Source organism: Bradyrhizobium sp. Mp19 (genome assembly GCF_029952935.1).
Classification (GTDB): domain Bacteria; phylum Pseudomonadota; class Alphaproteobacteria; order Rhizobiales; family Xanthobacteraceae; genus Bradyrhizobium; species Bradyrhizobium elkanii.
In genome coordinates, this window is sequence record NZ_JASAUT010000014.1 from 56,210 (window position 1) to 76,772 (window position 20,563).

Here is a 20,563-nt window from a genome sequence, read left to right on the forward strand (position 1 = left end):
AAGCGGTTTTCCGAAAAGATCATGGTCAAACAAAGAGCTAAAGCGCGATGACGATTCAACCCAATCTCATCGCGCTTTAGTACCGTCTGAGCAGCCCCGACGCCGCGCCGCTATCGCCATAGCCGGCGCAGGCCGCTTCCGGGTCTCTGATCAACGCCGCCCGGACTCGCTTGAAGGTCTTGCCCGCCGCTTCGGACACCTCGGCTCGGAATTTGCGCGGATCGTAGTCATTGCCGTCGTGAGCCTTGATGGCCGCGTCGAACGCATTGATCATGGCCATCGCGGCGTCGGGGCTGCCGAGAAGTCTGGCGCCCGTTTGAACGCCGCCGGCACCATTGGCCTCATAGCCGGTGCATCGTTGTTCGAGCACCGCGGCTGCGGTAGCGAGCTGGTCGAGGAACGTCGCCTCGGCGTCGGTGAGCATCGCGGCACGCGCCTGTCCTGGCGCGATCATCGCGAGCAGCGCGATGACTGTCGGTTTGATGTGCATCGTGGTGGTTTCTCCTGCCGGAGCCGCGATCAAATCAACGGTTGCCGAATGACGATAACAAGTCTGCTTCCACGGCATCAGGAGCCACGTCAGCTATTGGCCCCGAGGCCAACGTGCTGAGCGTGCGCCCAGAGCCACCAACGCGCGAGGGCCGGTCGATACAATTCGACGGATCGCCCTAGCCAGCCGATAACCTTAACCGATCCTTGCGCGGTGGCCGCCGTCGCGCGTCGCTGCAATTACAGCGCGGACCCATTTACACGGCCTTAGACTGTTGCTCGGTATTTTCCGCAGATGCATGTCTTCGGGAGCACATCGATGCCCAGCCTGGCCGATCAGCTGGCGCTTTCGCGCAATCGGCCCGCGGGCTTCGATTACATGCGGATCGCGCTGGCGGCGTCGATCATTGGCCTGCACAGCACGAACGTGACGCTCGGGCTCGGCCGCGCGCTGGAAATCCAGAGCACGCTGCGCATCGGCGTCGCGATGATCCTTGCGCTGTTCTTTGCCCTGAGCGGCTTCCTGGTGACGGCGAGCCTGCTCCGGTGCAAGAGCCTGATTTCCTTCCTCGGCCTGCGCGTGCTGCGGATCGGGCCGGCGCTCGCGGTCGAAACCACGCTATCAGCAATCATCATCGGTTCGGTCTTCACAGAACTGCCGTTGGTGCAATATGTCGCCGATCCGAAATTCCACGCCTATTTTCTCAATATCGTCGGCGACATCCATTACGAGCTGCCGGGCGTATTCCTGCACAATCCGCTGCCGGATCTGGTGAACGCCCAGCTCTGGACCGTGCCGTATGAGCTGTGGTGCTACGTCATCCTGGCGCTGCTCGCCGTGCTCACGATTTGCTTCAACCGGGTGGCGTTCCTGGGGTTCATGGTGATCGCCCAGATCGGGCTCATCGTCTACGACATCTGCCGCTGGGACGAGGTGCCGATCCAGCTTCGCCCGCACCTTCTGGTGTTCTGCTTCCTTGCCGGCGTCGGCTTCTACCTCTGGCGCGACAAGGTGCCGTTCAACCGCACTGTGTGCCTGCTGGCGCTGGTGCTGTGCGCCGCCGGCATGGCGACCGGACGCGGCGACGCGCTGGCTCCCGTGCCGGCCGCCTATGTCGCCTGCTATCTCGGCCTGATGAACCCGCGGCGGAGCTGGATCGTCTCGTCAGGCGATTACTCCTACGGGCTCTATCTCTACGGCTTCGTCATCCAGCAATGCGTCGCCACCTTCGGCCCGCCAGTTCAGCACTGGTATCTGAACCTCCTGATCAGCCTGCCGCTCGCCTTCGGCGTCGCCGTCGTGTCCTGGCATCTCGTCGAGAAACACGCGCTTCGGCTCCGAACCCGGGTCGAGAGCCTCGAGGCCGCGGTGCTGTCGCGGATCTCGATCGTCGGCTTCTGGCGCAGGCCGCCCGAGCGGGCCGGCTTGCGCGCAACGCTCGGCAACAGCGGCGCGTCGATCTGACCCGCGCCGGCGGGAAGGACGAGCTTCGGTTCCGATTGAATCAGAACCGAGGCTCTCGCTTCTTGTTTTGACGCGTTTTCTTCACGCGAACCGGGTCCACTTCGCTCGAAAACGCTCTACCATCCTCCCCGCCGCGCTTCTCTTCACAGCAGCGCGTATTGCGACCGCTCGCGCTTGGCGAGCAGCGGCAGCGCTTGCTCCGCGATGTAGGTCTTGAAAGCCGCGCTGTCCTGATGTGCCTTGAACGCGGCTTCGTCCTGGAACAACTCGTAGAACAGGAATTGCGCCGGATTGTCCTTGCCGCGGCCGATCAGGAACAGCTTGGTGCCGGGGTCCTTCTGCGCCTCGGGCAGGAAGCCGTCGAGGATTTCCGCGAGCTTGTCGGCCTGTCCCTCCTTGGCTTCCCATTGCGCCACAACCAGAAGGCCAGCGGTGTTGATTGCATCGCTGATGGTTCTCGTGCTCATCGCATAGTGCTTCATTGGCAGTCCTCCGTTGCGTTGCTCCGATCGAGCTTGCGATCCGGCCCAGGGCGATACGCCGGCGATCGCCATGATCGCTGCGGACCAGCCGACGGCCGATCGCCGGGTGAGCATCATCGTCGTGGTCGAAACTTCCGAACGTTTCATGATCGCCTCCAGATGATTCGCGCCAACCGTCCTGCCGGCCGAACCGCAACGCGAGAGATAGTCGATCGTTCGGCGAACCGAGTTCGGTGATGGTCGAAATGTCGATGTCGTGAACATTTCGATCATGATCGAAGCGTTGCGGCGGCATGACGTGCGACAAACAGATGACTTCGATCAATGCGGAGCCGGCCATGCAGACCATCGCACCAGAGCTTGCCGAACTCGCCGGGCTGATCGCCGATCCCGGCCGCGCCGGCATCCTGTCGCGGCTGATGGACGGACGCCCGCAGACTGCGAGCGAGCTGGCGCTGGTCGCGGGCGTGACGCCCCAGACCGCGAGCTGGCACCTTTCGCGCATGGTCGAGCGGGCGCTGCTCAAGGTCGAGCGGCGTGGTCCGCGCCGCTTCTACCGGCTGGCCACGCCGCTGGTTGCGCAGATGCTCGAGGGCATGATGACGGTTGCCGCGATCGATCCGCACCCGTCCCGGCCGCCGCCGCGCATCGATCCCGAGATGCGCCGGGCCCGGACCTGCTACGACCACCTTGCCGGCGAGCTCGGCGTCGCCGTCACCGATGCGATGCGGGACCGCGGCCACCTCAATCTCGACCAGGAGGCCGGCGAGCTGACTGCTTCCGGCCGTGCATTGCTCGGCGATCTCGGCATCGACCTGCATGCGCCGGCGCGGAGCCGGCGGATCTTGTGCCGGCCGTGTCTCGACTGGAGCGAGCGGCGTCCGCATCTGGCCGGGCGGGCAGGGGCCGCGGTTGCCGACCTTGCGCTGCAACGGGACTGGATCCGGCGCCGGCCGCAGGGCCGCTCCGTCGAAATCACCGACGCCGGACTCCTCGCATTCAGAAATTTGTTCGGCGCGCGCATTTGATTTCGGAGCCGAATTTCGTTACCGGCTAGGGCGTGGATACGCTCAAGGTCAGAGACGCAAAAGACGTCGAAGAGGTGGTGCGCGCGGCGGTCGCCGGCGAGCAGCCACTTGAGGTCATTGGACATGGGTCGAAGCGCGCCATCGGCCATCCGATGGCGACCAATGCGCTGCTCGACGTCTCGGCGCTGAATGCGGTCAGTTCCTACGAGCCGAACGAACTGATCATCAGTGTGCAGGCCGGCGCGCCGCTCGCCGACGTGCAATCCCTGATCGACGCCAAGAACCAGCAATTCGCCTTCGAGCCGATGGACACGTCTGTGCTGCTCGGCACCGCGGGCGCCGGCACGATCGGCGGCATGATCGGCGCCGGACTGGCCGGTCCCCGCCGCATCAAGGCCGGCGGTATCAGGGATCATCTGCTCGGGGCGCACGCGGTGTCCGGGTTCGGCGACAGCTTCAAGACCGGCGGGCGGGTGGTGAAGAACGTCACCGGCTACGACCTCTGCAAGCTGCTGGCTGGCTCCTGGGGCACGCTCGCGGTCATGACCGAGGTGACGCTCAAGGTCATGCCGAAGCCGGAAGCCGAGCGGACGCTGGTGCTGCGCGGGCTCGACGACGCCACCGCCAACAAGGCGATGACGGCGGCGCTGGGCTCGCCCTTCGACGTCTCGGGCGCCGCGCATCTGCCGGGTTCGGCGTTGCGGTCCGGGGGCGGTGCGCTCGCCGGCCTCGCCGCCGGCCAGCCGGTCACGCTGGTGCGGCTCGAGGGGATTTCGGCGTCGGCGGCACACCGGGCGGCCTCGCTGAGCCAGACACTCTCGGCTTATGGCACGGTCGACAGCCTCGCCGACGATGCGTCGGCCGCAATCTGGAGCGCGCTGCGCGATGTGGCGCCGTTCGCGGCGAACGGCGCGCTCGGGGCCTGGCCGGTGTGGCGCATCGTTTGCCCGCCGGCCTCTGGCGGCGCGCTGGGCCAGGCGTTGTCGCGCGCCACCGGCGGCGACGTGATCTACGACTGGGGCGGCGGGCTGATCTGGGCCGCGGTGCCGCCGGGCGCCGACGCCCAGGCCACGCTGGTCCGCGGCCAGGTCGAGGCGATCGGCGGACACGCCACCCTGATCCGCGCCACCGAGGATGTACGCCGGGCGGTCGATGTGTTCCAGCCGCAGGCGGCCGGGCTTGCCGCGCTCGGTGAACGGGTCCGGGCGAGCTTCGATCCGAGGTCCGTCCTCAACCGCGGCCGGATGATGCGAGGCGGGGCTGCATGAAGACCGAGTTTTCCCTGGCGCAGCTCGCCGATCCCGACATCAAGGAAGCCGACAAGATCCTGCGCGCCTGCGTGCATTGCGGCTTCTGCACCGCGACCTGCCCGACCTATGTGCTGCTCGGCGACGAGCTCGACAGCCCGCGCGGCCGCATCTACCTGATCAAGGAGATGCTGGAGAAGGACAAGCCGCCGACGGCCGACGTGGTCAAGCATATCGACCGCTGCCTGTCGTGCCTCGCCTGCATGACCACCTGTCCGTCGGGCGTGAACTACATGCACCTCGTCGACCAGGCCCGAGTCCGGATCGAGCGGGATTACCGGAGACCGCTGACCGAGCGGCTGCTGCGCTCGGTGCTCGCCCTCGTGCTGCCGCGGCCGGGCCTGTTCCGGATCAGCATGATCCTGGCCGGGCTCGCCCGTCCGTTCGCCGCATTGCTGCCGACGCCATCGGTCGGTGCGTCGAGCCCGGGTCTGCTGCGGAGGATCAAGGCGATGCTGGCGCTCTCGCCACGCGGCCTGCCGCAGCCGGGGCCGGCTGCGGGAACCGTGTTTGCGCCGATCGGCCGGCGGCGCGGCCGGGTCGCGCTGCTGCAGGGCTGCGCCCAGCAGGTGCTGGCGCCGCGGATCAATCAGGCCGCGATCAATGTCCTGACCCGGCACGGCGTCGAGGTGGTGCTGGTCAAGGACGAGCAATGCTGCGGCGCGTTGACCCATCACATGGGACTGGACGGCGACGCGCTGGCGCGCGCGCGGGCCAACATCACGGTGTGGCAAAGGGAAGCGGACCAGAACGGGCTCGACGCCATCCTGGTGACGACCTCGGGCTGTGGGACAGTTGTCAAGGACTACGGCTACCTGCTGCGCGAGGACAAAACGTTCGCGGAGCCGGCCAAGCGAATCTCGGCGCTGGCAAAGGATATCACCGAGTATCTCTCGGCTCTCGAGCTCGCGCCTTCAACGCAGATAGGCGACGTCACCGTCGCCTATCACTCCGCTTGTTCGTTGCAGCATGGACAGAAAATCACTCAACTTCCGAAAGAATTGCTTTCCAAGAATGGATTCGTGGTGAAAGATGTGCCCGAGAGCCATTTGTGTTGCGGTTCGGCGGGGACCTACAACATTCTCCAGCCCGACATTGCGAGCAGATTGCGCGATCGCAAGGTCGCCAATATTGCGCTTGTCAAACCGGACATGATCGCTGCGGGCAATATTGGCTGCATGGTTCAGATTGCCGGCGGTACGTCAGTTCCTGTGGTGCACACGATTGAGCTTCTCGATTGGGCGACAGGAGGTCCCCGGCCAGGATTGAATTGATCGACTGCCACTCGAGCATGATCCGGACCTCAGCCTTGCCCTGACGCAACGTGAAGGACCGGCGCTTCCTTGCCACAGACGCGAAGCGATCGCGCGGCCATCATGCCCGACAAGCGAAGTGGAGAGTGCCTCTCCTCGAGGTGCAGCCAACGTCCGGCAAGCGATCACTTCAATACGCCCGGTGGACTCAGATAGCGGCAACAGGAGGACCACGATGGCGAAGTCGAAGAAGGCGAAGAAAAGCAAGAAGGCCAAAAAGGCCAAGAAGGTGGTAGCGGCGAAGAAGAGGTCCGCGAAGAAGTCGGCCAAGAAGGCTGCGAAGAAATCCGCCAGGAAGACTGCAAAGAAATCGGCGAAGAAGTCGGCCAAGAAAGCCGCAAAGAAAACGGCAAAGAAAGCTGCCAAGAAGGCTGCGCCGAAGAAGGCCGCCAAGAAAGCCGCCAAGAAAGCCGCCGCCAAGAAGAGCGCGCCGAAGAAGGCCGCTGCTCCGAAGAAGGCCGCCGCGCCGAAGCCGGCCGCCCCGGTCGCGGCACCCCCGGCGCCCGAGCCGCAGCCGGCTCCGAGCTGGGCCACACCGAGCCACGAACCGGCGCCGGGCTGGATTGCCGGGTCAGCCGATGGGGGCGAGCACCACTAAGCCGCCGCCACATTGCCGAGGTTCAACTGATCGAAGCCGCAGCGCGCCACGCTGCGGCTTCTTCCGTAGGTGCGGTGACGATCCGTGCTTTTGCGGGCACGGCGATTCGCGCCGATGCTCTCGCGCCGGGCCGACTGTTGCCGTTTCCCTCTCCGGATGATCCGTTCAACCGGGGCGGGAGCAGCAGTCTTGTGGTGCAAATGCAACACCCGCAAATCAACATGCGGCAAGATGGCTAGAACGCCTAAAAAGGCGGCACATGCATGTCTTTTTGGCTTCACGGTACCGTGCACGGGCCTCAGATTGATCCACGCGATTTAGTTGCAGTCCGTTAGCGCGCGCCCTGGGGGCCACCGGAGCTGGGCTGTCTGGAAAAGTTAGATGGGGATCGTCATGAAGAAACTGGCTTTGTTAGCAACGGCGCTAGCAATGATTTCGAGCTCGGCAATGGCAGCTGACATGGCGGTGAAGGCCGTCAAGGCGCCGCCGCCGGCTCCGTTCGACCCGTGGGACATCGCCTTTGGCGCTGGCATCATGAGCGACTACATCTTCCGCGGCGTCACCCAGTCCAACCACAATCCGTCGGTCACCGCCTATTTCGAGCCGCGCTACAACGTCAGCAAGGACCTGCAGCTCTACGTCGGTACGTCGACCGAAAGCATCTCCTTCGCCAACCGCGCCGCGGCTGAAGTCGACGTCTACGGCGGTATCCGCCCGACCTTCGGCGCCTTCGCCTTCGACATCGGTGTCTGGGGTTACCTGTATCCGGGTGGAACCTGCTACTACGGCGGCGGTGCCGTGGCCGACTTCGCGGGCAATCCGCTGAGCGCAGAATGCCAGGCGAACACTCTGACCAATTTCAACGTGATGAAGAAGGACGTCTCGTTCTTCGAAGTCTACGGCAAGGCGACCTGGACCATTAACGACAACTGGGCGTTCACCATCAACGAGTACTACTCGCCGAATTTCCTCAACACCGGCGCCTGGGGCAACTACTCGTCGATCATCGGCAAGTACACCGCGCCCAGCACCGTGTTCGGTTCCAGCGGCGTCGGCATGTATGTGTCGGGTGAGTTCGGCCGGCAGTGGCTCGGCACTTCGGACAGCTTCTACGGCGTTCCGGCCTTCCCGAACGGCATCAAGTATGCCGACTACAACACCTGGAACATCGGCATCGGCTTCACCTACAAGGTGTTCACGCTCGATCTGCGCTACTCCGACACCGACATGTCGAAGGGTGATTGCAGCGCCTTCACCAGCGACTTTACCGCGGGCGGCAATACCAACGTGACCCCGATCAATCCGGGCGGCACGGGCTCCAACTGGTGCGGCGCGGCCGGCATCGCCAAGCTCTCGGTCGACCTGACCGCGATGTCCAACTTGAAGTAATCTCTCCTTCCGGAGATCGAGGGGCGGCAGAGCAATCTGCCGCCCTTTTTGTTTTGCGGATAGGTCTGATGGGCACAGGGCGGACAATGGCGAAAGGCGCTCGCGAGACCTGTGGGCTGCCCCCGCTGGGGTAAGCCACAAGCCGTGGCCGCAGCTGACCCGTAGTGCCGCTACGACGCGGCGACCTTGGCCGCGTCGCGCAGGGTGAAGCGGTCGCCGTCGCGGACCAGCGTGACATTGCGCTGATGGAAGGCGTCGAGCGTCGAGCGGTGGCCGATCGAAACCACCGTGGTGCCGGGCAGCCTTTCGGCAATCAGCCTGTACAGCGCGGCTTCCGCCGGCTCGTCGAGCGAAGCCGTCGCCTCGTCCAGGAACAGGAATTGCGGCGCATGCAGCAGCGCCCGCGCGATGCCGAGGCGCTGCTGCTCGCCGAGCGACAGCATCCGGTTCCAGTGCGCCTGTTCCTCGAGCCGCGCCGCAAGCTGCGGCAGTCCGACGGCGGTGAGGACCTCGCGCACCCGTCCGGCATCGAATTGCGCGGCTTCGCCCGGATAGACGACGGCGTCATGCAGCGAGCCGATCGGCAGATAGGGACGTTGCGGCAGCATCATCAGGCTGGCATTGGCAGGGATCTCGACCGCGCCATCGCCGAACGGCCAGATGCCGGCCACGGCGCGGAACAGCGTCGACTTGCCGGCGCCGGAGGGGCCGGTCATCAGCGTGCGCTCGCCCTTGCGGAAGTCGAACCGGTCCGCGTTCAGCAGCGGCGTTCCGTCGGGCAGCCGCAGCACCAGGTCCTGCAGGCTGACGGCGCCGCCGCCCGGCGTCGCCGTGAGATGAATTCGGTGGTCGCGCTTGGCAAGGTTCGATGCCGTCGCGATCCCTGCCTCGAATCCATCGAGCCGGTTCACCACGGCCTGCCACTCGGCCAGTTGACGATAGATGGTGACGAAGTACGAGAACGCGCCCTGGACGTTTGAGAACGCCGATGCGGTCTGCATCATGCCGCCGAGCTGGATCTTTTGCGCAAAGTAGGCCGGCGCCACCAGCACATAGGGGAAGATCACCGAGGCCTGATTATAGCTCGCCGTGAACGCCGTGATCTTCTTGGTCCGGTTCATCAGGGCGATCCAGTTCTCCACCACGCGTCCGAAGCGAACGCGGAGGCGCTCGCGCTCGGCCGGTTCGCCCTGCAGCAGCGCGATCTGCTCGGAGTTCTCCCGCACGCGCACCAGGTTGAAGCGGAAATCGGCTTCATATTGCTGCTGCTTGAAATCGATGCCGACCAGCGGCCAGCCGATCAGATGGGTCAGCACGGTGCCGAGCGCCGAATAGATCAGCGCGCACCAGACAAGGTAGCCGGGAACTGAATATTCTGTACCGAACAAATGCAGCGGTGCCTCATTGGAAAGGCCCCACAGCAGTGTGAGAAAGGACGCCAGCGTGACGACCGAGCTCAACAGGCCGAGGCCGAGCGTGAGCGTGCGATCGACGAACAGTTTGACGTCGTCGGTCATGCGCTGGTCGGGGTTGTCGGCAGCGTCGCCCTGGAGCTGCATCCGGTAGTGATTGGCCTGGCGCAGCCAGTCACCGAGATAGTGCGTCGTCATCCATTGCCGCCAGCGGATCTGCAGCCATTGATTGAGGTAGAGCTGGTAGACCGCCAGCAGGATGAAGAAGGCGACCAGGACGGAGAAATAGATGATCTCGCTGACGAAGGAGTCCCAATTGCGTTCCTGCAGCGCGTTGTAGAAGCGGTTGTTCCACTGCGTGAGCAGGACGTTGATGCCGACGATCGCGAGTTCGATCGCGATCACCGCGGCAAGCAACCCGCGGCCCGCCCATTTGTCCTCGGAGCTGAAATAAGGCGAGGCGATCCGCCACACGGTCGCGAGCGTCGAGCGAATGTTGTTCACAGATTATCGTCTCCGGGGAAGGGGCCGCAAAGGCCTGAAGAATCGGAACAATCCGGGTGATCCTCGACTAAAGTCGTAGGTCTGGCATGCAAGCGTTGGCTTGTCCCGGCAATCGAGTCAACCCTAGCATGAGGACAACGGCGAGGGGCGGGGGACCTTCGATTTTTCGCGAGGATGTGAGCGATCCTTACCGATCGTTCATTCGCGAGCCGGGGCTGCAGATTTTCCGACGGACTCCCGCAATCGCACCAGTCGCGCCTGCCCGCATGCAGGCCGGCGCGCTGCATAAAAAATGTGGGAAGGATCCCGAGATGAACACCTGGAATCAAATCTACAATCCGCTGGGCAATGCGGCGCTGTCGACGGTCGCGGCCGCCATTCCCGTGGTCACGCTGCTGGTCCTGATCGCCAGCGGCAAGGTGAAGGCGCACATTGCCGCCATCATCGCCGTGATCGTGACCAACCTGATCACGATCTTCGTCTTCACCATGCCGGCCAACATGTCGATCCGCGCCACGCTGCTCGGCGTGATCACCGGGTTCTTCCCGATCGGCTGGATCGTGCTCAACGTCATCTTCCTCTACCAGGTCACGGTGAGGTGCGGGAAGTTCGAGCTGCTCAAGCGCGCGGTCGGCGGCGTCACCGAGGACCGGCGGTTGCAGCTGCTGTTGATCGCGTTCTCGTTCGGCGCCTTCTTCGAGGGCGCCTCCGGGTTCGGCACGCCGGTCGCGATCACCGGTGCGGTGCTGATCGGGCTCGGCTTCTCGCCGCTCGCCGCGTCCGGCCTGTCGCTGATCGCCAACACGGCACCCGTTGCCTACGGTGCGCTCGGCACGCCGATCCAGGGCCTCGCCTCGGTCACCGGGCTCGACCCCTATATCCTCGGCGCGATGGTCGGCCGGCAGCTGCCGCTGTTCTCGCTGATCGTGCCGTTCTGGGTGGTGTGGGCGTTTGCCGGCTGGCGCGGCATGAAGGAGGTGTGGCCGGCGATCCTGGTCACCGGCGTGTCGTTTGCGGTCCCGCAATTCGTGATCTCGAACTACATCAATCCCTGGATCGTCGACATCGGCGCCTCGCTTATCTCGATGGGAGCCCTGATCCTGTTCCTGAAGGTCTGGCAGCCGCGGCAGCTGTGGCTGTCGCCGGCGCTGCGCGGCCGCGATGAATCGGCGGCGACGATGGCCGCCGCACCGCCGCTCGACAAGACGCCGCTGACCCAGGGCGAAATGTGGAGCGCGCTGCTGCCGTGGATCATCGTCTGCATCCTGATGCTGATCTGGGGCAACGGTGCCTTCAAGGCCTGGGCGAACGCCAACTTCGTCTGGAACTATCCGGTCCCCGAGCTCGACAAGCTGATCTTCAAGGTGCCGCCGGTGGCTGCCAAGCCGACTCCGGAAGGCGCCGTGTTCGGCTTCACCTATCTGTCGTTCACCGGCACCGGCATGCTGATCGCCGCGATCATCTCGGGTCTGTTGATGGGCTTCTCGCCGCTCAAGCTGATCGCCGAGTATGGCCGCACCATCCGCCTCTGCGCGATCTCGCTGATCACGATCTCGGCGATGCTGGCGATCGGCACGCTGACCCGGCTGTCCGGCGTCGACGCGACGCTCGGCCTCGCCTTCGCCGCGACCGGCGTGCTCTATCCCTTCTTCGGCACCTTGCTCGGCTGGCTGGGCGTGGCGCTGACCGGATCGGATACCGCATCGAACGTGCTGTTCGGCAATCTGCAGAAGATCACCTCCGAGCAGCTCGGCCTGTCGCCGATCCTGATGGCGGCGGCGAACTCCTCGGGCGGCGTGATGGGCAAGATGATCGACGCGCAATCGATCGTGGTCGCCTCGACCGCGACCAACTGGTACGGCCACGAGGGCTCGATCCTGCGCTACGTGTTCCTGCACTCGATCGTGCTGGCGTGTCTGGTCGGCCTGTTCGTGACGCTGCAGGCCTATGTCTATCCGTTCACGTTGCTGGTGCTGAAATAGCGCCGCGACGCGTCTGGCGAACCAGGAATCCCCGCGAGCGGACGGCTCGCGGGGATTTGCTTTTCAAGCACATTTTCCGGCGTTGCCAATCTGGCCAATCGCGCTCTGCTCCCATAGAAGGGGCCCGCAGTTGCGCGTCGCATTTCGAGGATTGGCATGATTTCGATGAGGCGAAGTTTGAGCGGCATCGGCGCGTTGGCGCTGGTTGCCGCGGCTTTCGGCGCGGGTGCGGCGCGGGCCCAGGACGAGTTCCCGTTCGGCTTCGTGATGACGCTCGATGCCGCGCGCATGCCGGGCTCCAAGCGGATTCCCTCGATCGAGGTCGGCGACAATGGCGAGGTGATCCTCGAGCTGTGGTGCGACGGCGGCAAGGGCCAGTTTTCGGTGGCGGGCAACACCATCGTCTTCGTTCCCGGCGCGATGGAGAACCGCACCTGCACGCCGGCGCGGGCGCAGGCGGACAAGGATCTGCTGGCTGCGCTCGGCGACATGACGGGCTGGCGGCGGCACGGTGACGAGGTGACCTTCACCGGCGGCAAGTCGCTGCGTTTCGTGATCAACAGCAACTGACTAAAGCGCTTTCGAGCGAAGTGGACGCCGGCTCGCGTCAAGAAAACGCGTCAAGGCAAAACGCTCAGGGTGTTGCGATCAGTCCGCTTGCGGTGGCGACGATCCAGCGGTTGCCCCAGCGCACGATGGAATCGACCCTTCCAAGGCCCGGGACGACGTCGCCGCGCGCGGCCATCTTGACGCCCTCGGGTCCCTCGAGCACGGCGGTACCGTCGCGGACTTCGACCACCGACCATCCCGGGATGGTGCTCGGCCGCGTTTCCGGCGCCGCCGCCTGCGGCTGCTTCGGCCCCAATGCGGCGGCCTGTGCATTCAAGGTCGTCGGCGCGGCGCCCAGGGCGAGCGGGCGAGGGCCGGCCGGCGTGGTCCTCGGAATGCTGCCGGTGACGACGGGGTCGGCGTTGGACGCGGCCCGGCGTGGGCCCTCGTTCTTTCGGCTCGGCGCCACCTCCGCAATGTGCGGGGCCGGCGCCTCCTTCTGGGCCATCGGGACCTGGGCGGGAGCTGCGAGGTCGTGCCAGTTGGCTCCGCCGGTCCATCCCAAGACGAAGCTTGCGGCGAGCGCGGTGGCTGCCAAGAGCGCGGTGCCGATGCGGTCGGCAAACGGCTCCCGCAGCAGCAGGGCGGCGTCGTGATTCTCGCCGGTGACATCCCAGAGGTCCGCCGTCTGTGCCGGCGAATGCCCTTCCGTCACATCTGTTGGCCAGATGCTCGCAGCGCTGATCGGCTCGCGGTCTTGCATGGCGTGACCTGTGTTCGATGGCGCGAAGCATGATCCTCGAAACTAAATCGAGCCTTAATTTTCGGTGACCGAACTGCGGCAGTACGAAGTCTTTTGGTCGCAGGCCCGTAGATGCACGGGTTTCTTCTGCCTGCAGCGGTCGATTCCGGACGTCGTCTCCGCAAAGCGGGTCGTCGCGGCGCGCGGGCGGGGCTATAGCGGTCGCATGCTCGATTTCGCCGCGCAATATGCAGCCTTTCAACGCCGCGATCCGGCGTGGGACGGCATCGTGTTCGTCGCGGTCAAGACTACCGGCGTGTATTGCCGCCCGGTCTGCCGGGCGCGCACGCCGCTCGCGCGCAATGTGCAGTTCTATGGCAGCGCCGCGTCGGCCGAGCGGGACGGTTACAGGCCCTGCCTGCGCTGCCGTCCCGAGGCGGCGCCGTTCTGTCCGGCGTGGAAGGGCACCAGGACCACCGTCGAGCGCGCCCTGGCGCTGATCGAGGCCGGCGCGCTCGACCGCGGCAATGTCGAGGCGTTGGCGGGGCGGCTCGGTGTCGGCGCGCGGCATCTGTCGCGGCTGTTCGCCGAGCATCTCGATGCCTCGCCGCTCCAGGTCGCGCTGTCGCTGCGCGTGCAGCGCGCCAAGCGCCTGATCGACGGCAGCGCGCTGCCGCTTGCGTTGGTGGCGCAGCACGCCGGCTTCTCCAGCGCGCGGCGCATGAATGCCGCATTCGCAAAACTCTATGGCCGCTCTGCCGCGTCGCTGCGGCGCAAGCGGCCAGCCGTCACGATGCAATAAACCCCGATGGAGATCGGCAATGGCCAAGAGCTACGGCACCGTCAGTGCGGAACAGAAACTTGAGATGAGCGGTCTCGCATTCGTGCAGGGCCTCGCCAGCGGCGCATTGCCGCTCAACACCATCGCGCGGACACTCGGCTATGACGTCGCCGAGGCCGAGCGCGGTCGCGTCGTCGTCACGCTGGTGCCGACCGACGCGCATCTCAATCCGGCGGGCACCGTGCATGGCGGCCTCACCGCGACGCTGCTCGACAGCTGCATGGGGCTTGCGGTGCAGTCGACGCTCGATGCCGGCACCAGCCAGACCACGCTCGAGTTCAAGATCTCGCTGGTGCGTCCGATCACGCCCGATACCGGCCCGATCAGGGCGGAAGGCAATGTGCTCAATTGCGGCCGCCGCATCGGTACCGCCGAAGGCAGGGTCACCGACGAGCAGGGCCGGCTGCTGGCCCACGGCACGACGACGTGCCTGATCTTCCCTTCTTGACGCCGAGCGCCGCGGAGAGACTGCGCCGGCATTGCATCGGGAGATCCGATGCCGGCGCAGTAACATTGGAATGCCTCCAGCAAGCTTACGGCTTAGAGATCTTCAAGTTCACCGCACCGATCGATTGCGTTACCCGAACACGCAGCAAGCGCGTTCGGGTAGTGATGATGCGATCGTCGATGGAGCCATGCACTCCGGCCGTGTTCAGCGTGGCCCCTCCGGATATCCCGGCATGTTGTTCCAGCCGGCGGGCAGTTCGCCGCCCAGCCGTGCCGCGGCGCCTTCGTGTTCGGGCAGGCGGATGAGGCCGAGCTGAAGCATGGCGGTGATCGCATCTTCCTGTCCGAGCTCCTCGGCGATCCGTCCGTCCTGCACGCGCAGCACGGTCGTGCCGGCGAACGTCATCTTGCGGCCGGAGGCCGCCGGCAGCGAGCCGAGCCGGAAGTCGCTGAACGCAGGTCCCGTGTGCGTGCCGCCGCCTTCCCAGCGGCCGACGACGAGATCGCCTTCCGCGACGAGATCTCCGACGCCCCAGAAATTGAGATCCGGAAAGGCTGCGCGAAATTCGGTCATGAACTTCATGACCGCGGCGCGGCCCTTCTTCGGTTCGTGCATCGGGTAATGCACGACAATGTCTGCTGTGGCGAGCTCGTTGATGATGCGCGGATTCCAGGGGTTGCCCCAGAACTCCTTGAACCACCGGCCGACGACGTCCTTGTTTTCCTCTGACATCTCTTCGTCTCCATTTGCGCATTGCCGGTATCGCGGCCGGCGTTCTGTCGATGCGCGCAGTGAACATTTGGAGGCGTGTGTCGTGCCACCCGATTTCAGATCGGGCGCTCGGTCGGCGTGCAAGCGAGATTCCGCTGTGTCGATATGGCGCTTAGCACCGCTTCTCGATCGTCGTCGCGGAATCGGGAAGCGGGTGGTTCGCGGAACGCGAACGCGAGACCGTCTTCGCGATCACACGGGAGAACATCATGCGCAACTTCGATGCGATCGCCGCGCCGCGCGGCGACGGGCTTCGTCCCGAACTGCGGGCGCTGCTCGATCGCGCTGCGATCGAGCCCCGTTCTGAATTGTTCGTCAGAAGCGACGGGATGCTTCAGTCCGGTCCGGACGCCACCCCGAAGACGGTGCACGACAACGTCGTGCCGTTGAAGACGCGGGCGGCTTAACCCAAGACAGCGGCGGCCTTATCGCCACACCGACTTGTCGGCGTCCCAGCGCTGGCCCTTGAACTCCTTGAGCAGCGCGTCGATCGCGCCGTTGTCGTCCCTGGTCTCGCTGCCTTCCTCGTCGCTGCTGGAATCGTCAGACAGATTCAGCTTGGCGCCGGCGCTGTCGTCCGATGTCGAGACGGTGGGGCTCGAGACCCACAGCATCAGCCGGTCAGAACTTCCGGGCTTGTCGGGCGAGACCAGGGCAGTGACCTCGTAATTCTGGGTGAGGCCGAGTGCCGGGTAGATCGTGCTGGGCCGCTTCAGCACCAGCTTGAGCTTGCCGGTGTTCGCGTTCCACGTCGCCGAGGCGGGCTTTGCGGCAAGCGTCTTCGCCAGCACGCCCGCGATCGCGGTTGCCAGCTTGTCCTTGTTGATCTTGTCGCCTTCGCGCCAATCGGCTGCAGCAAAGCGGATGGTGCGGTCCATCTCGACGACGCCGCTGGTCCAGCCGGCCGCGGTCACGCCGGGCGCCGATTTTGCCTTGGCGAGCAGCGCGCCGGCGTGCTCGGGATCGACGGTGAGGTTGATGGTCTGCTCGCCGGAGCGCATCGCATCGCAGGTCACCGCGAGGCTGGAGGTGCCGATCTCGACGGCCTCGCCCTTCAGGCTCTTGAGGAAATCCGCCGCCGCGTCGAGCTTCACCCGCACACCGATCGATTCCGGCGAAACGTCGGTGAAATCCTTCGGCTGCGGCGTGATGCCGTCCTCGGTGGCCTGGTTGTCCTGGAATTCCTTCTCGCTGAGATCGGAATTGTCCGTCGAGGCGACCTCGGTCACCGTCTGGCCGATCGTGATCTGGCCGCGGAACTCAAAACCGTCGCCGGTCTGCTTGCGGTTCAGCTTGACCGTCACCGGCTGCTTGTCGGTGACGCTCTGGGCGGTCCCGGAAAGCGTCTGGCCGCTGACGGTCAGGTTGGCGACGAAGCGGTCCTTGCGGTCGGAGCTCTTGTCGGCGGGATAGCAGACGTCGAGCACGGCCGCGGTCACGGTCTTGCCCTGGCGGGTTTCCTTCAGGACGACGTCGGCATTGCCGTCCATCAGGCCGTCGATCGAGGTGAAATAGCGCGTCTCGGGGCCACTGGCGGGCGCCGCCTTCGATTGCAGCTTCATCTGGGCGAGAGCAGGCGCCGAGGCGACGGCAAGACCGAGCAGCAGGAGCGGGAGCGCGCGCATACGATAAGTCCTCGAAGGGCAGAATCGGTTCCGTCGTAACTAGCAAACCTCCATGTCATTGGCCAAAAAAGAAGGCCGCCTAACGGCGGCCTCGCGCCGCGATCGCGGTCATGTGCGTTCGTCAGGTTCCTGGCCGCTCTCCAGCCGGCCGCGCAGCACCGTCACGACGCGGCCCACGGTTTCGAGGTCTTTCATCGACAGCCCGTCGGCGAGGCCGTTCACCCAGGGCAGCTGCAGGCGCATCGCCGCGTCGAAGCTTTGCCGCCCCTTGGCGGTCAGCACGATGAGCTGGGCGCGGCGGTGATGCGGGTTGGTTTCGAAGGCAACGAGCCCGTCCCGCTCGAGATCGTTGACGATCCGCTGCACGTTCTGTCTGGCAGCGCCGAGGTCGCGCGCCAGCCATGCGACCGGTTGCGGGCGCTCGGCGGCGACGATGGCACCGAGGATCTGCCAGCGTGCACTGGTCAGTCCGAGCCCGGCCACCAGCCGGTCGCCTGATGTGAACAGCAGGCTGTTGAGCCTGAACAGGTCGGGAATCAGGGTGCTCAGGGCTTTGCCCGCCGGCGTTCGTTTTGCATTCGGCATTTGTCACCATATAAACGTATTGACATCATAGTGTCAACTTATATATGTATCCATCATAACGGAATGACATCATAACACCATATCGAACGGAGCCAACCATGCCGCAGATGCGCCCCCTGGACCCCGCTTTCCCGATCGACCGCCAGCTCGCGGTCGAGGCCACCAATGTGGTGCTCGTCAACCTCTTCACGCTCGATGCGGCCGACGAGGACACCTTTCTCAAGGCCTGGCAGGACGACGCCGCCATCATGAAGCGGCAGCCGGGTTTCATCTCGACCCAGCTGCACCGCGCGATCGGCGAGAGCCCGGCCTATCTGAACTACGCGGTCTGGGAATCGACCGCCGCCTTCCGCGCCGCCTTCATGAACCCCGAGTTCAGGGCCAAGCTCTCGGCCTATCCCGCCTCGGCGGTGGCCTCGCCGCACCTGTTCCAGAAGGTGGCGATCCCGGGCGTGTGCGTCGCGTAACGGACTGTCAGGCTGTCGCGTCAAGGATCGGTCAGCTGTGCACGAGCATGCCAGCCCCGAGCGTGGCGGCAGCGGCCAGAAACGATATGTCCAGAAATCGCAGCGGCGCTTTTGGACGATGACCGGCAGAACCGGAAATGACGTAATAGAGCCCATAGCCCGCGCCGAGGACGACGAACGTCAGCGTTTGCCTGAGCCAGAACGTCAAGACGACCGCAAGACCATCGATGCTGTCCAGGGCATAGGCGCCGACCGCGAGCAACGTGCCGATCGCGTAGAACAGCACGAGCGTCGACGTCAGTGATTTGGCGTCGCGGGACATGCGATGATCCTTGCATCCCGATCGTAATCAAACTGCAAAAAAGAAGGCCGCCCGGAGGCGGCCTTCGATCTCGATGGGGATGTGGGAGGCTTAGAAGCCGCCCATGCCGCCCATTCCACCACCCATGCCGCCGCCCGGCATTGCCGGCGCCGCGTCCTTCGGCAGTTCGGCGACCATGGCTTCCGTGGTCACGAGCAGGCCGGCCACGGAGGAGGCGTCCTGCAAGGCGGTGCGCACCACCTTGGCGGGGTCGATGATGCCCTTGTCGACCATGTCGACATAGTCCTCGGTCTGCGCGTCGAAGCCGAAGGTCTCCGACTTGTTTTCGAGGATCTTGCCGACCACGATCGAGCCCTCGACACCGGCGTTCTCCGAGATCTGGCGGACCGGAGCTTCGAGCGCCTTGAGCACGATGTTGATGCCGGCCTGGACGTCGGCATTCGGGTTGGTGAGCCGGCCGACCGCCTTCTTGGCGCGCAGCAGCGCGACGCCGCCGCCCGGCACGATGCCTTCCTGCACCGCGGCGCGGGTCGCGTTCAGCGCGTCCTCGACACGGTCCTTCTTCTCCTTGACCTCGACCTCGGTCGCGCCGCCGACCTTGATGACGGCAACGCCGCCGGCGAGCTTGGCGAGGCGCTCCTGCAGCTTCTCACGGTCGTAGTCCGAGGTGGTCTCCTCGATCTGCGCCTTGATCTGGCCAACGCGGGCGTCGATGTCCTTCTTCTTGCCGGCGCCCTTGACGATCGTGGTGTTCTCCTTGTCGATCACGATCTTGCCGGCGCGGCCGAGCATGTTGATCGTGACGCTCTCGAGCTTCATGCCGAGGTCGTCGGAGATCAGCTGACCACCGGTCAGGATCGCGATGTCCTCCAGCATCGCCTTGCGGCGATCGCCGAAGCCCGGCGCCTTGACGGCGGCGACCTTGAGCCCGCCGCGCAGGCGGTTGACGACCAGGGTCGCCAGCGCCTCGCCCTCGACGTCCTCGGCGAGGATCAGCAGCGGGCGGCCCGACTGCACCACGGCTTCCAGCACCGGCAGCATGGACTGCAGGCCGGACAGCTTCTTCTCGTGCAGCAGGATGTAGGCATCCTCGAGCTCGGCGGTCATCTTCTCGGCGTTGGTGATGAAGTAGGGGCTGAGGTAGCCGCGGTCGAACTTCATGCCCTCGACGATGTCGACCTCGGTCTCGAGCGACTTGTTCTCCTCGACGGTGATCACGCCCTCGTTGCCGACCTTCTGCATCGCCTGCGCGATCATCTTGCCGATCGCGGCATCGCCATTGGCCGAGATGGTGCCGACCTGGGCGACTTCGGACGAGGAGGCGACCGGCTTGGCGCGCTTCTCGATGTCCTTGATCACGGCCGCGACCGCGGTGTCGATGCCGCGCTTCAGGTCCATCGGGTTCATGCCGGCGGCGACCGACTTGGCGCCCTCGCGGACGATGGCCTGCGCCAGCACGGTCGCGGTGGTGGTGCCGTCACCGGCGGTGTCGTTGGTCTTGGAAGCGACCTCGCGCAGCATCTGCGCGCCCATGTTCTCGAACTTGTCGTCGAGCTCGATCTCCTTGGCGACGGTGACGCCGTCCTTGGTGATGCGGGGAGCGCCGAAGCTCTTCTCGATGACGACGTTGCGGCCCTTCGGGCCGAGCGTCACCTTCACGGCGTTGGCGAGCACGTCGACACCGCGCAGCATGCGGTCGCGGGCCTCTCCGGCGAATTTTACGTCCTTGGCAGCCATTGATTTGAACTCCTGGAATGTCTGTGGATTGCTTGTCGCTCGTTTTTCTCGTCATTGCCGGGCGAAAGCACGAAGTGCGTCTTCGTGCCAGATGACCCGGCAATCCATCGCTTCAGAAGATTGATGGATGCCCGGGTCATCTAGCGCGAAGACGCGCTTCTGCCCGGGCATGACAGCGGAGGGCGCGGCGGCCCTCGGAGTCCAAGGCGTTACGCCAGCACGCCCATGATGTCGGACTCCTTCATGATCAGGAGTTCCTGGTTGTCGAGCTTGACCTCGGTGCCCGACCATTTGCCGAACAGCACGCGGTCGCCGACCTTGAGGTCGATCGGGATCAGCTTGCCGGCCTCGTCGCGGCCACCCGGGCCGACGGCGACGATCTCGCCCTGGGACGGCTTCTCCTTGGCCGAGTCGGGAATGATGATGCCGCCCTTGGACTTCTCCTCGGCATCGATACGCTTGACCACGACGCGGTCGTGCAGGGGGCGGAAGGTGGATTTAGCCATG

General features: G+C 65.1%; 22 protein-coding genes. 12 read left to right on the plus strand and 10 right to left on the minus strand.

Annotated elements, in window-relative coordinates:
- Positions 1-76 precede the first annotated feature (76 nt).
- Positions 77-490, minus strand: coding sequence for a hypothetical protein (locus tag QJT82_RS17805; RefSeq protein WP_028341114.1), 414 nt, complete (start codon positions 488-490; stop codon positions 77-79).
- 318 nt (positions 491-808) lie between these two features.
- Between QJT82_RS17805 and QJT82_RS17810 the strand changes: the two genes are divergently transcribed.
- Positions 809-1,954 (plus strand): acyltransferase, encoded by a 1,146-nt coding sequence (locus QJT82_RS17810; protein ID WP_028341113.1) that lies wholly within the window; start codon positions 809-811, stop codon positions 1,952-1,954.
- Between the two features lie 143 nt (positions 1,955-2,097).
- On the opposite strand, the gene QJT82_RS17815 is transcribed toward QJT82_RS17810, so the two are convergent.
- Complete coding sequence (locus QJT82_RS17815; protein WP_245288729.1) at positions 2,098-2,583, minus strand: antibiotic biosynthesis monooxygenase family protein; 486 nt, start codon at positions 2,581-2,583, stop codon at positions 2,098-2,100.
- Positions 2,584-2,729: 146 nt separating this feature from the next.
- Here QJT82_RS17815 and QJT82_RS17820 point away from each other — a divergent pair, with 146 nt between their 5' ends.
- From QJT82_RS17820 to QJT82_RS17840, 5 genes are all read left to right on the plus strand, one after another.
- Positions 2,730-3,464, plus strand: a complete 735-nt coding sequence (locus tag QJT82_RS17820) for a helix-turn-helix transcriptional regulator (protein ID WP_080686763.1) — start codon at positions 2,730-2,732, stop codon at positions 3,462-3,464.
- 32 nt (positions 3,465-3,496) lie between these two features.
- Positions 3,497-4,732: an FAD-binding protein gene (locus QJT82_RS17825; protein ID WP_028341110.1), complete on the plus strand. Its 1,236-nt coding sequence runs from the start codon at positions 3,497-3,499 to the stop codon at positions 4,730-4,732.
- On the plus strand, positions 4,729-6,045 hold the full coding sequence (gene glcF, locus QJT82_RS17830) for a glycolate oxidase subunit GlcF (protein ID WP_028341109.1): 1,317 nt from the start codon (positions 4,729-4,731) through the stop codon (positions 6,043-6,045). Before QJT82_RS17825 ends, glcF begins: the two co-directional genes overlap by 4 nt.
- 214 nt (positions 6,046-6,259) lie before the next feature.
- Positions 6,260-6,682, plus strand: a complete 423-nt coding sequence (locus QJT82_RS17835) for a hypothetical protein (protein ID WP_028341108.1) — start codon at positions 6,260-6,262, stop codon at positions 6,680-6,682.
- A 393-nt stretch (positions 6,683-7,075) separates the two neighbouring features.
- Positions 7,076-8,071 carry a TorF family putative porin gene (locus QJT82_RS17840; protein ID WP_026192245.1) on the plus strand — a complete coding sequence of 332 codons (996 nt, stop codon included), beginning with the start codon at positions 7,076-7,078 and terminating at the stop codon, positions 8,069-8,071.
- Between the two features lie 170 nt (positions 8,072-8,241).
- Here QJT82_RS17840 and QJT82_RS17845 read toward each other — a convergent pair whose 3' ends face one another.
- Positions 8,242-9,987: an ABC transporter ATP-binding protein/permease gene (locus tag QJT82_RS17845; protein WP_028341107.1), complete on the minus strand. Its 1,746-nt coding sequence runs from the start codon at positions 9,985-9,987 to the stop codon at positions 8,242-8,244.
- Positions 9,988-10,298: 311 nt separating this feature from the next.
- On the opposite strand from QJT82_RS17845, the gene QJT82_RS17850 reads away from it, so the two are divergent.
- Positions 10,299-11,969, plus strand: a complete 1,671-nt coding sequence (locus QJT82_RS17850) for an L-lactate permease (protein WP_028341106.1) — start codon at positions 10,299-10,301, stop codon at positions 11,967-11,969.
- A 156-nt stretch (positions 11,970-12,125) separates the two neighbouring features.
- Positions 12,126-12,539 (plus strand): META domain-containing protein, encoded by a 414-nt coding sequence (locus QJT82_RS17855; protein WP_028341105.1) that lies wholly within the window; start codon positions 12,126-12,128, stop codon positions 12,537-12,539.
- A 64-nt stretch (positions 12,540-12,603) separates the two neighbouring features.
- On the opposite strand, the gene QJT82_RS17860 is transcribed toward QJT82_RS17855, so the two are convergent.
- On the minus strand, positions 12,604-13,281 hold the full coding sequence (locus tag QJT82_RS17860; RefSeq protein WP_028341104.1) for a hypothetical protein: 678 nt from the start codon (positions 13,279-13,281) through the stop codon (positions 12,604-12,606).
- Positions 13,282-13,486: 205 nt separating this feature from the next.
- Here QJT82_RS17860 and QJT82_RS17865 point away from each other — a divergent pair, with 205 nt between their 5' ends.
- The gene (locus QJT82_RS17865) at positions 13,487-14,062 is read left to right on the plus strand and encodes an Ada metal-binding domain-containing protein (RefSeq protein ID WP_028341103.1); all 576 of its coding nucleotides are present in this window, start codon (positions 13,487-13,489) and stop codon (positions 14,060-14,062) included.
- A gap of 19 nt (positions 14,063-14,081) precedes the next feature.
- Positions 14,082-14,549: a PaaI family thioesterase gene (locus QJT82_RS17870; RefSeq protein WP_028341102.1), complete on the plus strand. Its 468-nt coding sequence runs from the start codon at positions 14,082-14,084 to the stop codon at positions 14,547-14,549.
- 204 nt (positions 14,550-14,753) lie between these two features.
- Here the strand turns inward: QJT82_RS17870 and QJT82_RS17875 are convergent, their stop codons facing one another.
- Positions 14,754-15,281 carry an ester cyclase gene (locus QJT82_RS17875; RefSeq protein ID WP_028341101.1) on the minus strand — a complete coding sequence of 176 codons (528 nt, stop codon included), beginning with the start codon at positions 15,279-15,281 and terminating at the stop codon, positions 14,754-14,756.
- Positions 15,282-15,529: 248 nt separating this feature from the next.
- Between QJT82_RS17875 and QJT82_RS17880 the strand changes: the two genes are divergently transcribed.
- Positions 15,530-15,727 (plus strand): hypothetical protein, encoded by a 198-nt coding sequence (locus tag QJT82_RS17880; protein WP_028341100.1) that lies wholly within the window; start codon positions 15,530-15,532, stop codon positions 15,725-15,727.
- A gap of 18 nt (positions 15,728-15,745) precedes the next feature.
- On the opposite strand, the gene QJT82_RS17885 is transcribed toward QJT82_RS17880, so the two are convergent.
- Positions 15,746-16,945: a hypothetical protein gene (locus QJT82_RS17885; RefSeq protein ID WP_028341099.1), complete on the minus strand. Its 1,200-nt coding sequence runs from the start codon at positions 16,943-16,945 to the stop codon at positions 15,746-15,748.
- Positions 16,946-17,053: 108 nt separating this feature from the next.
- Positions 17,054-17,530, minus strand: coding sequence for a MarR family winged helix-turn-helix transcriptional regulator (locus QJT82_RS17890; RefSeq protein WP_028341098.1), 477 nt, complete (start codon positions 17,528-17,530; stop codon positions 17,054-17,056).
- Positions 17,531-17,628: 98 nt separating this feature from the next.
- Between QJT82_RS17890 and QJT82_RS17895 the strand changes: the two genes are divergently transcribed.
- The gene (locus QJT82_RS17895) at positions 17,629-17,997 is read left to right on the plus strand and encodes an antibiotic biosynthesis monooxygenase family protein (protein ID WP_028341097.1); all 369 of its coding nucleotides are present in this window, start codon (positions 17,629-17,631) and stop codon (positions 17,995-17,997) included.
- Positions 17,998-18,028: 31 nt separating this feature from the next.
- On the opposite strand, the gene QJT82_RS17900 is transcribed toward QJT82_RS17895, so the two are convergent.
- The 3 genes from QJT82_RS17900 to QJT82_RS17910 form a co-directional block, all read right to left on the minus strand.
- Positions 18,029-18,319 (minus strand): hypothetical protein, encoded by a 291-nt coding sequence (locus QJT82_RS17900; RefSeq protein WP_028341096.1) that lies wholly within the window; start codon positions 18,317-18,319, stop codon positions 18,029-18,031.
- Positions 18,320-18,409: 90 nt separating this feature from the next.
- On the minus strand, positions 18,410-20,056 hold the full coding sequence (groL, locus tag QJT82_RS17905) for a chaperonin GroEL (protein ID WP_028341095.1): 1,647 nt from the start codon (positions 20,054-20,056) through the stop codon (positions 18,410-18,412).
- Between the two features lie 209 nt (positions 20,057-20,265).
- Entirely contained in the window at positions 20,266-20,562 is a 297-nt protein-coding gene (locus tag QJT82_RS17910) for a co-chaperone GroES (RefSeq protein ID WP_018269780.1), read from the minus strand.
- Position 20,563 lies beyond the last annotated feature (1 nt).

Excerpts from the sequence above, each read along its gene's own strand:
- QJT82_RS17805 (WP_028341114.1), bottom strand. The coding sequence starts at position 490 with ATGCACATCAAACCGACAGTCATCGCGCTGCTCGCGATGATCGCGCCA.
- QJT82_RS17810 (WP_028341113.1), top strand. The coding sequence starts at position 809 with ATGCCCAGCCTGGCCGATCAGCTGGCGCTTTCGCGCAATCGGCCCGCG.
- QJT82_RS17815 (WP_245288729.1), bottom strand. The coding sequence starts at position 2,583 with ATGAAACGTTCGGAAGTTTCGACCACGACGATGATGCTCACCCGGCGA.
- QJT82_RS17820 (WP_080686763.1), top strand. The coding sequence starts at position 2,730 with ATGACGTGCGACAAACAGATGACTTCGATCAATGCGGAGCCGGCCATG.
- glcF (WP_028341109.1), top strand. The coding sequence starts at position 4,729 with ATGAAGACCGAGTTTTCCCTGGCGCAGCTCGCCGATCCCGACATCAAG.
- QJT82_RS17835 (WP_028341108.1), top strand. The coding sequence starts at position 6,260 with ATGGCGAAGTCGAAGAAGGCGAAGAAAAGCAAGAAGGCCAAAAAGGCC.
- QJT82_RS17840 (WP_026192245.1), top strand. The coding sequence starts at position 7,076 with ATGAAGAAACTGGCTTTGTTAGCAACGGCGCTAGCAATGATTTCGAGC.
- QJT82_RS17850 (WP_028341106.1), top strand. The coding sequence starts at position 10,299 with ATGAACACCTGGAATCAAATCTACAATCCGCTGGGCAATGCGGCGCTG.
- QJT82_RS17855 (WP_028341105.1), top strand. The coding sequence starts at position 12,126 with ATGATTTCGATGAGGCGAAGTTTGAGCGGCATCGGCGCGTTGGCGCTG.
- QJT82_RS17860 (WP_028341104.1), bottom strand. The coding sequence starts at position 13,281 with ATGCAAGACCGCGAGCCGATCAGCGCTGCGAGCATCTGGCCAACAGAT.
- QJT82_RS17865 (WP_028341103.1), top strand. The coding sequence starts at position 13,487 with ATGCTCGATTTCGCCGCGCAATATGCAGCCTTTCAACGCCGCGATCCG.
- QJT82_RS17870 (WP_028341102.1), top strand. The coding sequence starts at position 14,082 with ATGGCCAAGAGCTACGGCACCGTCAGTGCGGAACAGAAACTTGAGATG.
- QJT82_RS17875 (WP_028341101.1), bottom strand. The coding sequence starts at position 15,281 with ATGTCAGAGGAAAACAAGGACGTCGTCGGCCGGTGGTTCAAGGAGTTC.
- QJT82_RS17880 (WP_028341100.1), top strand. The coding sequence starts at position 15,530 with ATGCGCAACTTCGATGCGATCGCCGCGCCGCGCGGCGACGGGCTTCGT.
- QJT82_RS17885 (WP_028341099.1), bottom strand. The coding sequence starts at position 16,945 with ATGCGCGCGCTCCCGCTCCTGCTGCTCGGTCTTGCCGTCGCCTCGGCG.
- QJT82_RS17890 (WP_028341098.1), bottom strand. The coding sequence starts at position 17,530 with ATGCCGAATGCAAAACGAACGCCGGCGGGCAAAGCCCTGAGCACCCTG.
- QJT82_RS17895 (WP_028341097.1), top strand. The coding sequence starts at position 17,629 with ATGCCGCAGATGCGCCCCCTGGACCCCGCTTTCCCGATCGACCGCCAG.
- QJT82_RS17900 (WP_028341096.1), bottom strand. The coding sequence starts at position 18,319 with ATGTCCCGCGACGCCAAATCACTGACGTCGACGCTCGTGCTGTTCTAC.
- groL (WP_028341095.1), bottom strand. The coding sequence starts at position 20,056 with ATGGCTGCCAAGGACGTAAAATTCGCCGGAGAGGCCCGCGACCGCATG.
- QJT82_RS17910 (WP_018269780.1), bottom strand. The coding sequence starts at position 20,562 with ATGGCTAAATCCACCTTCCGCCCCCTGCACGACCGCGTCGTGGTCAAG.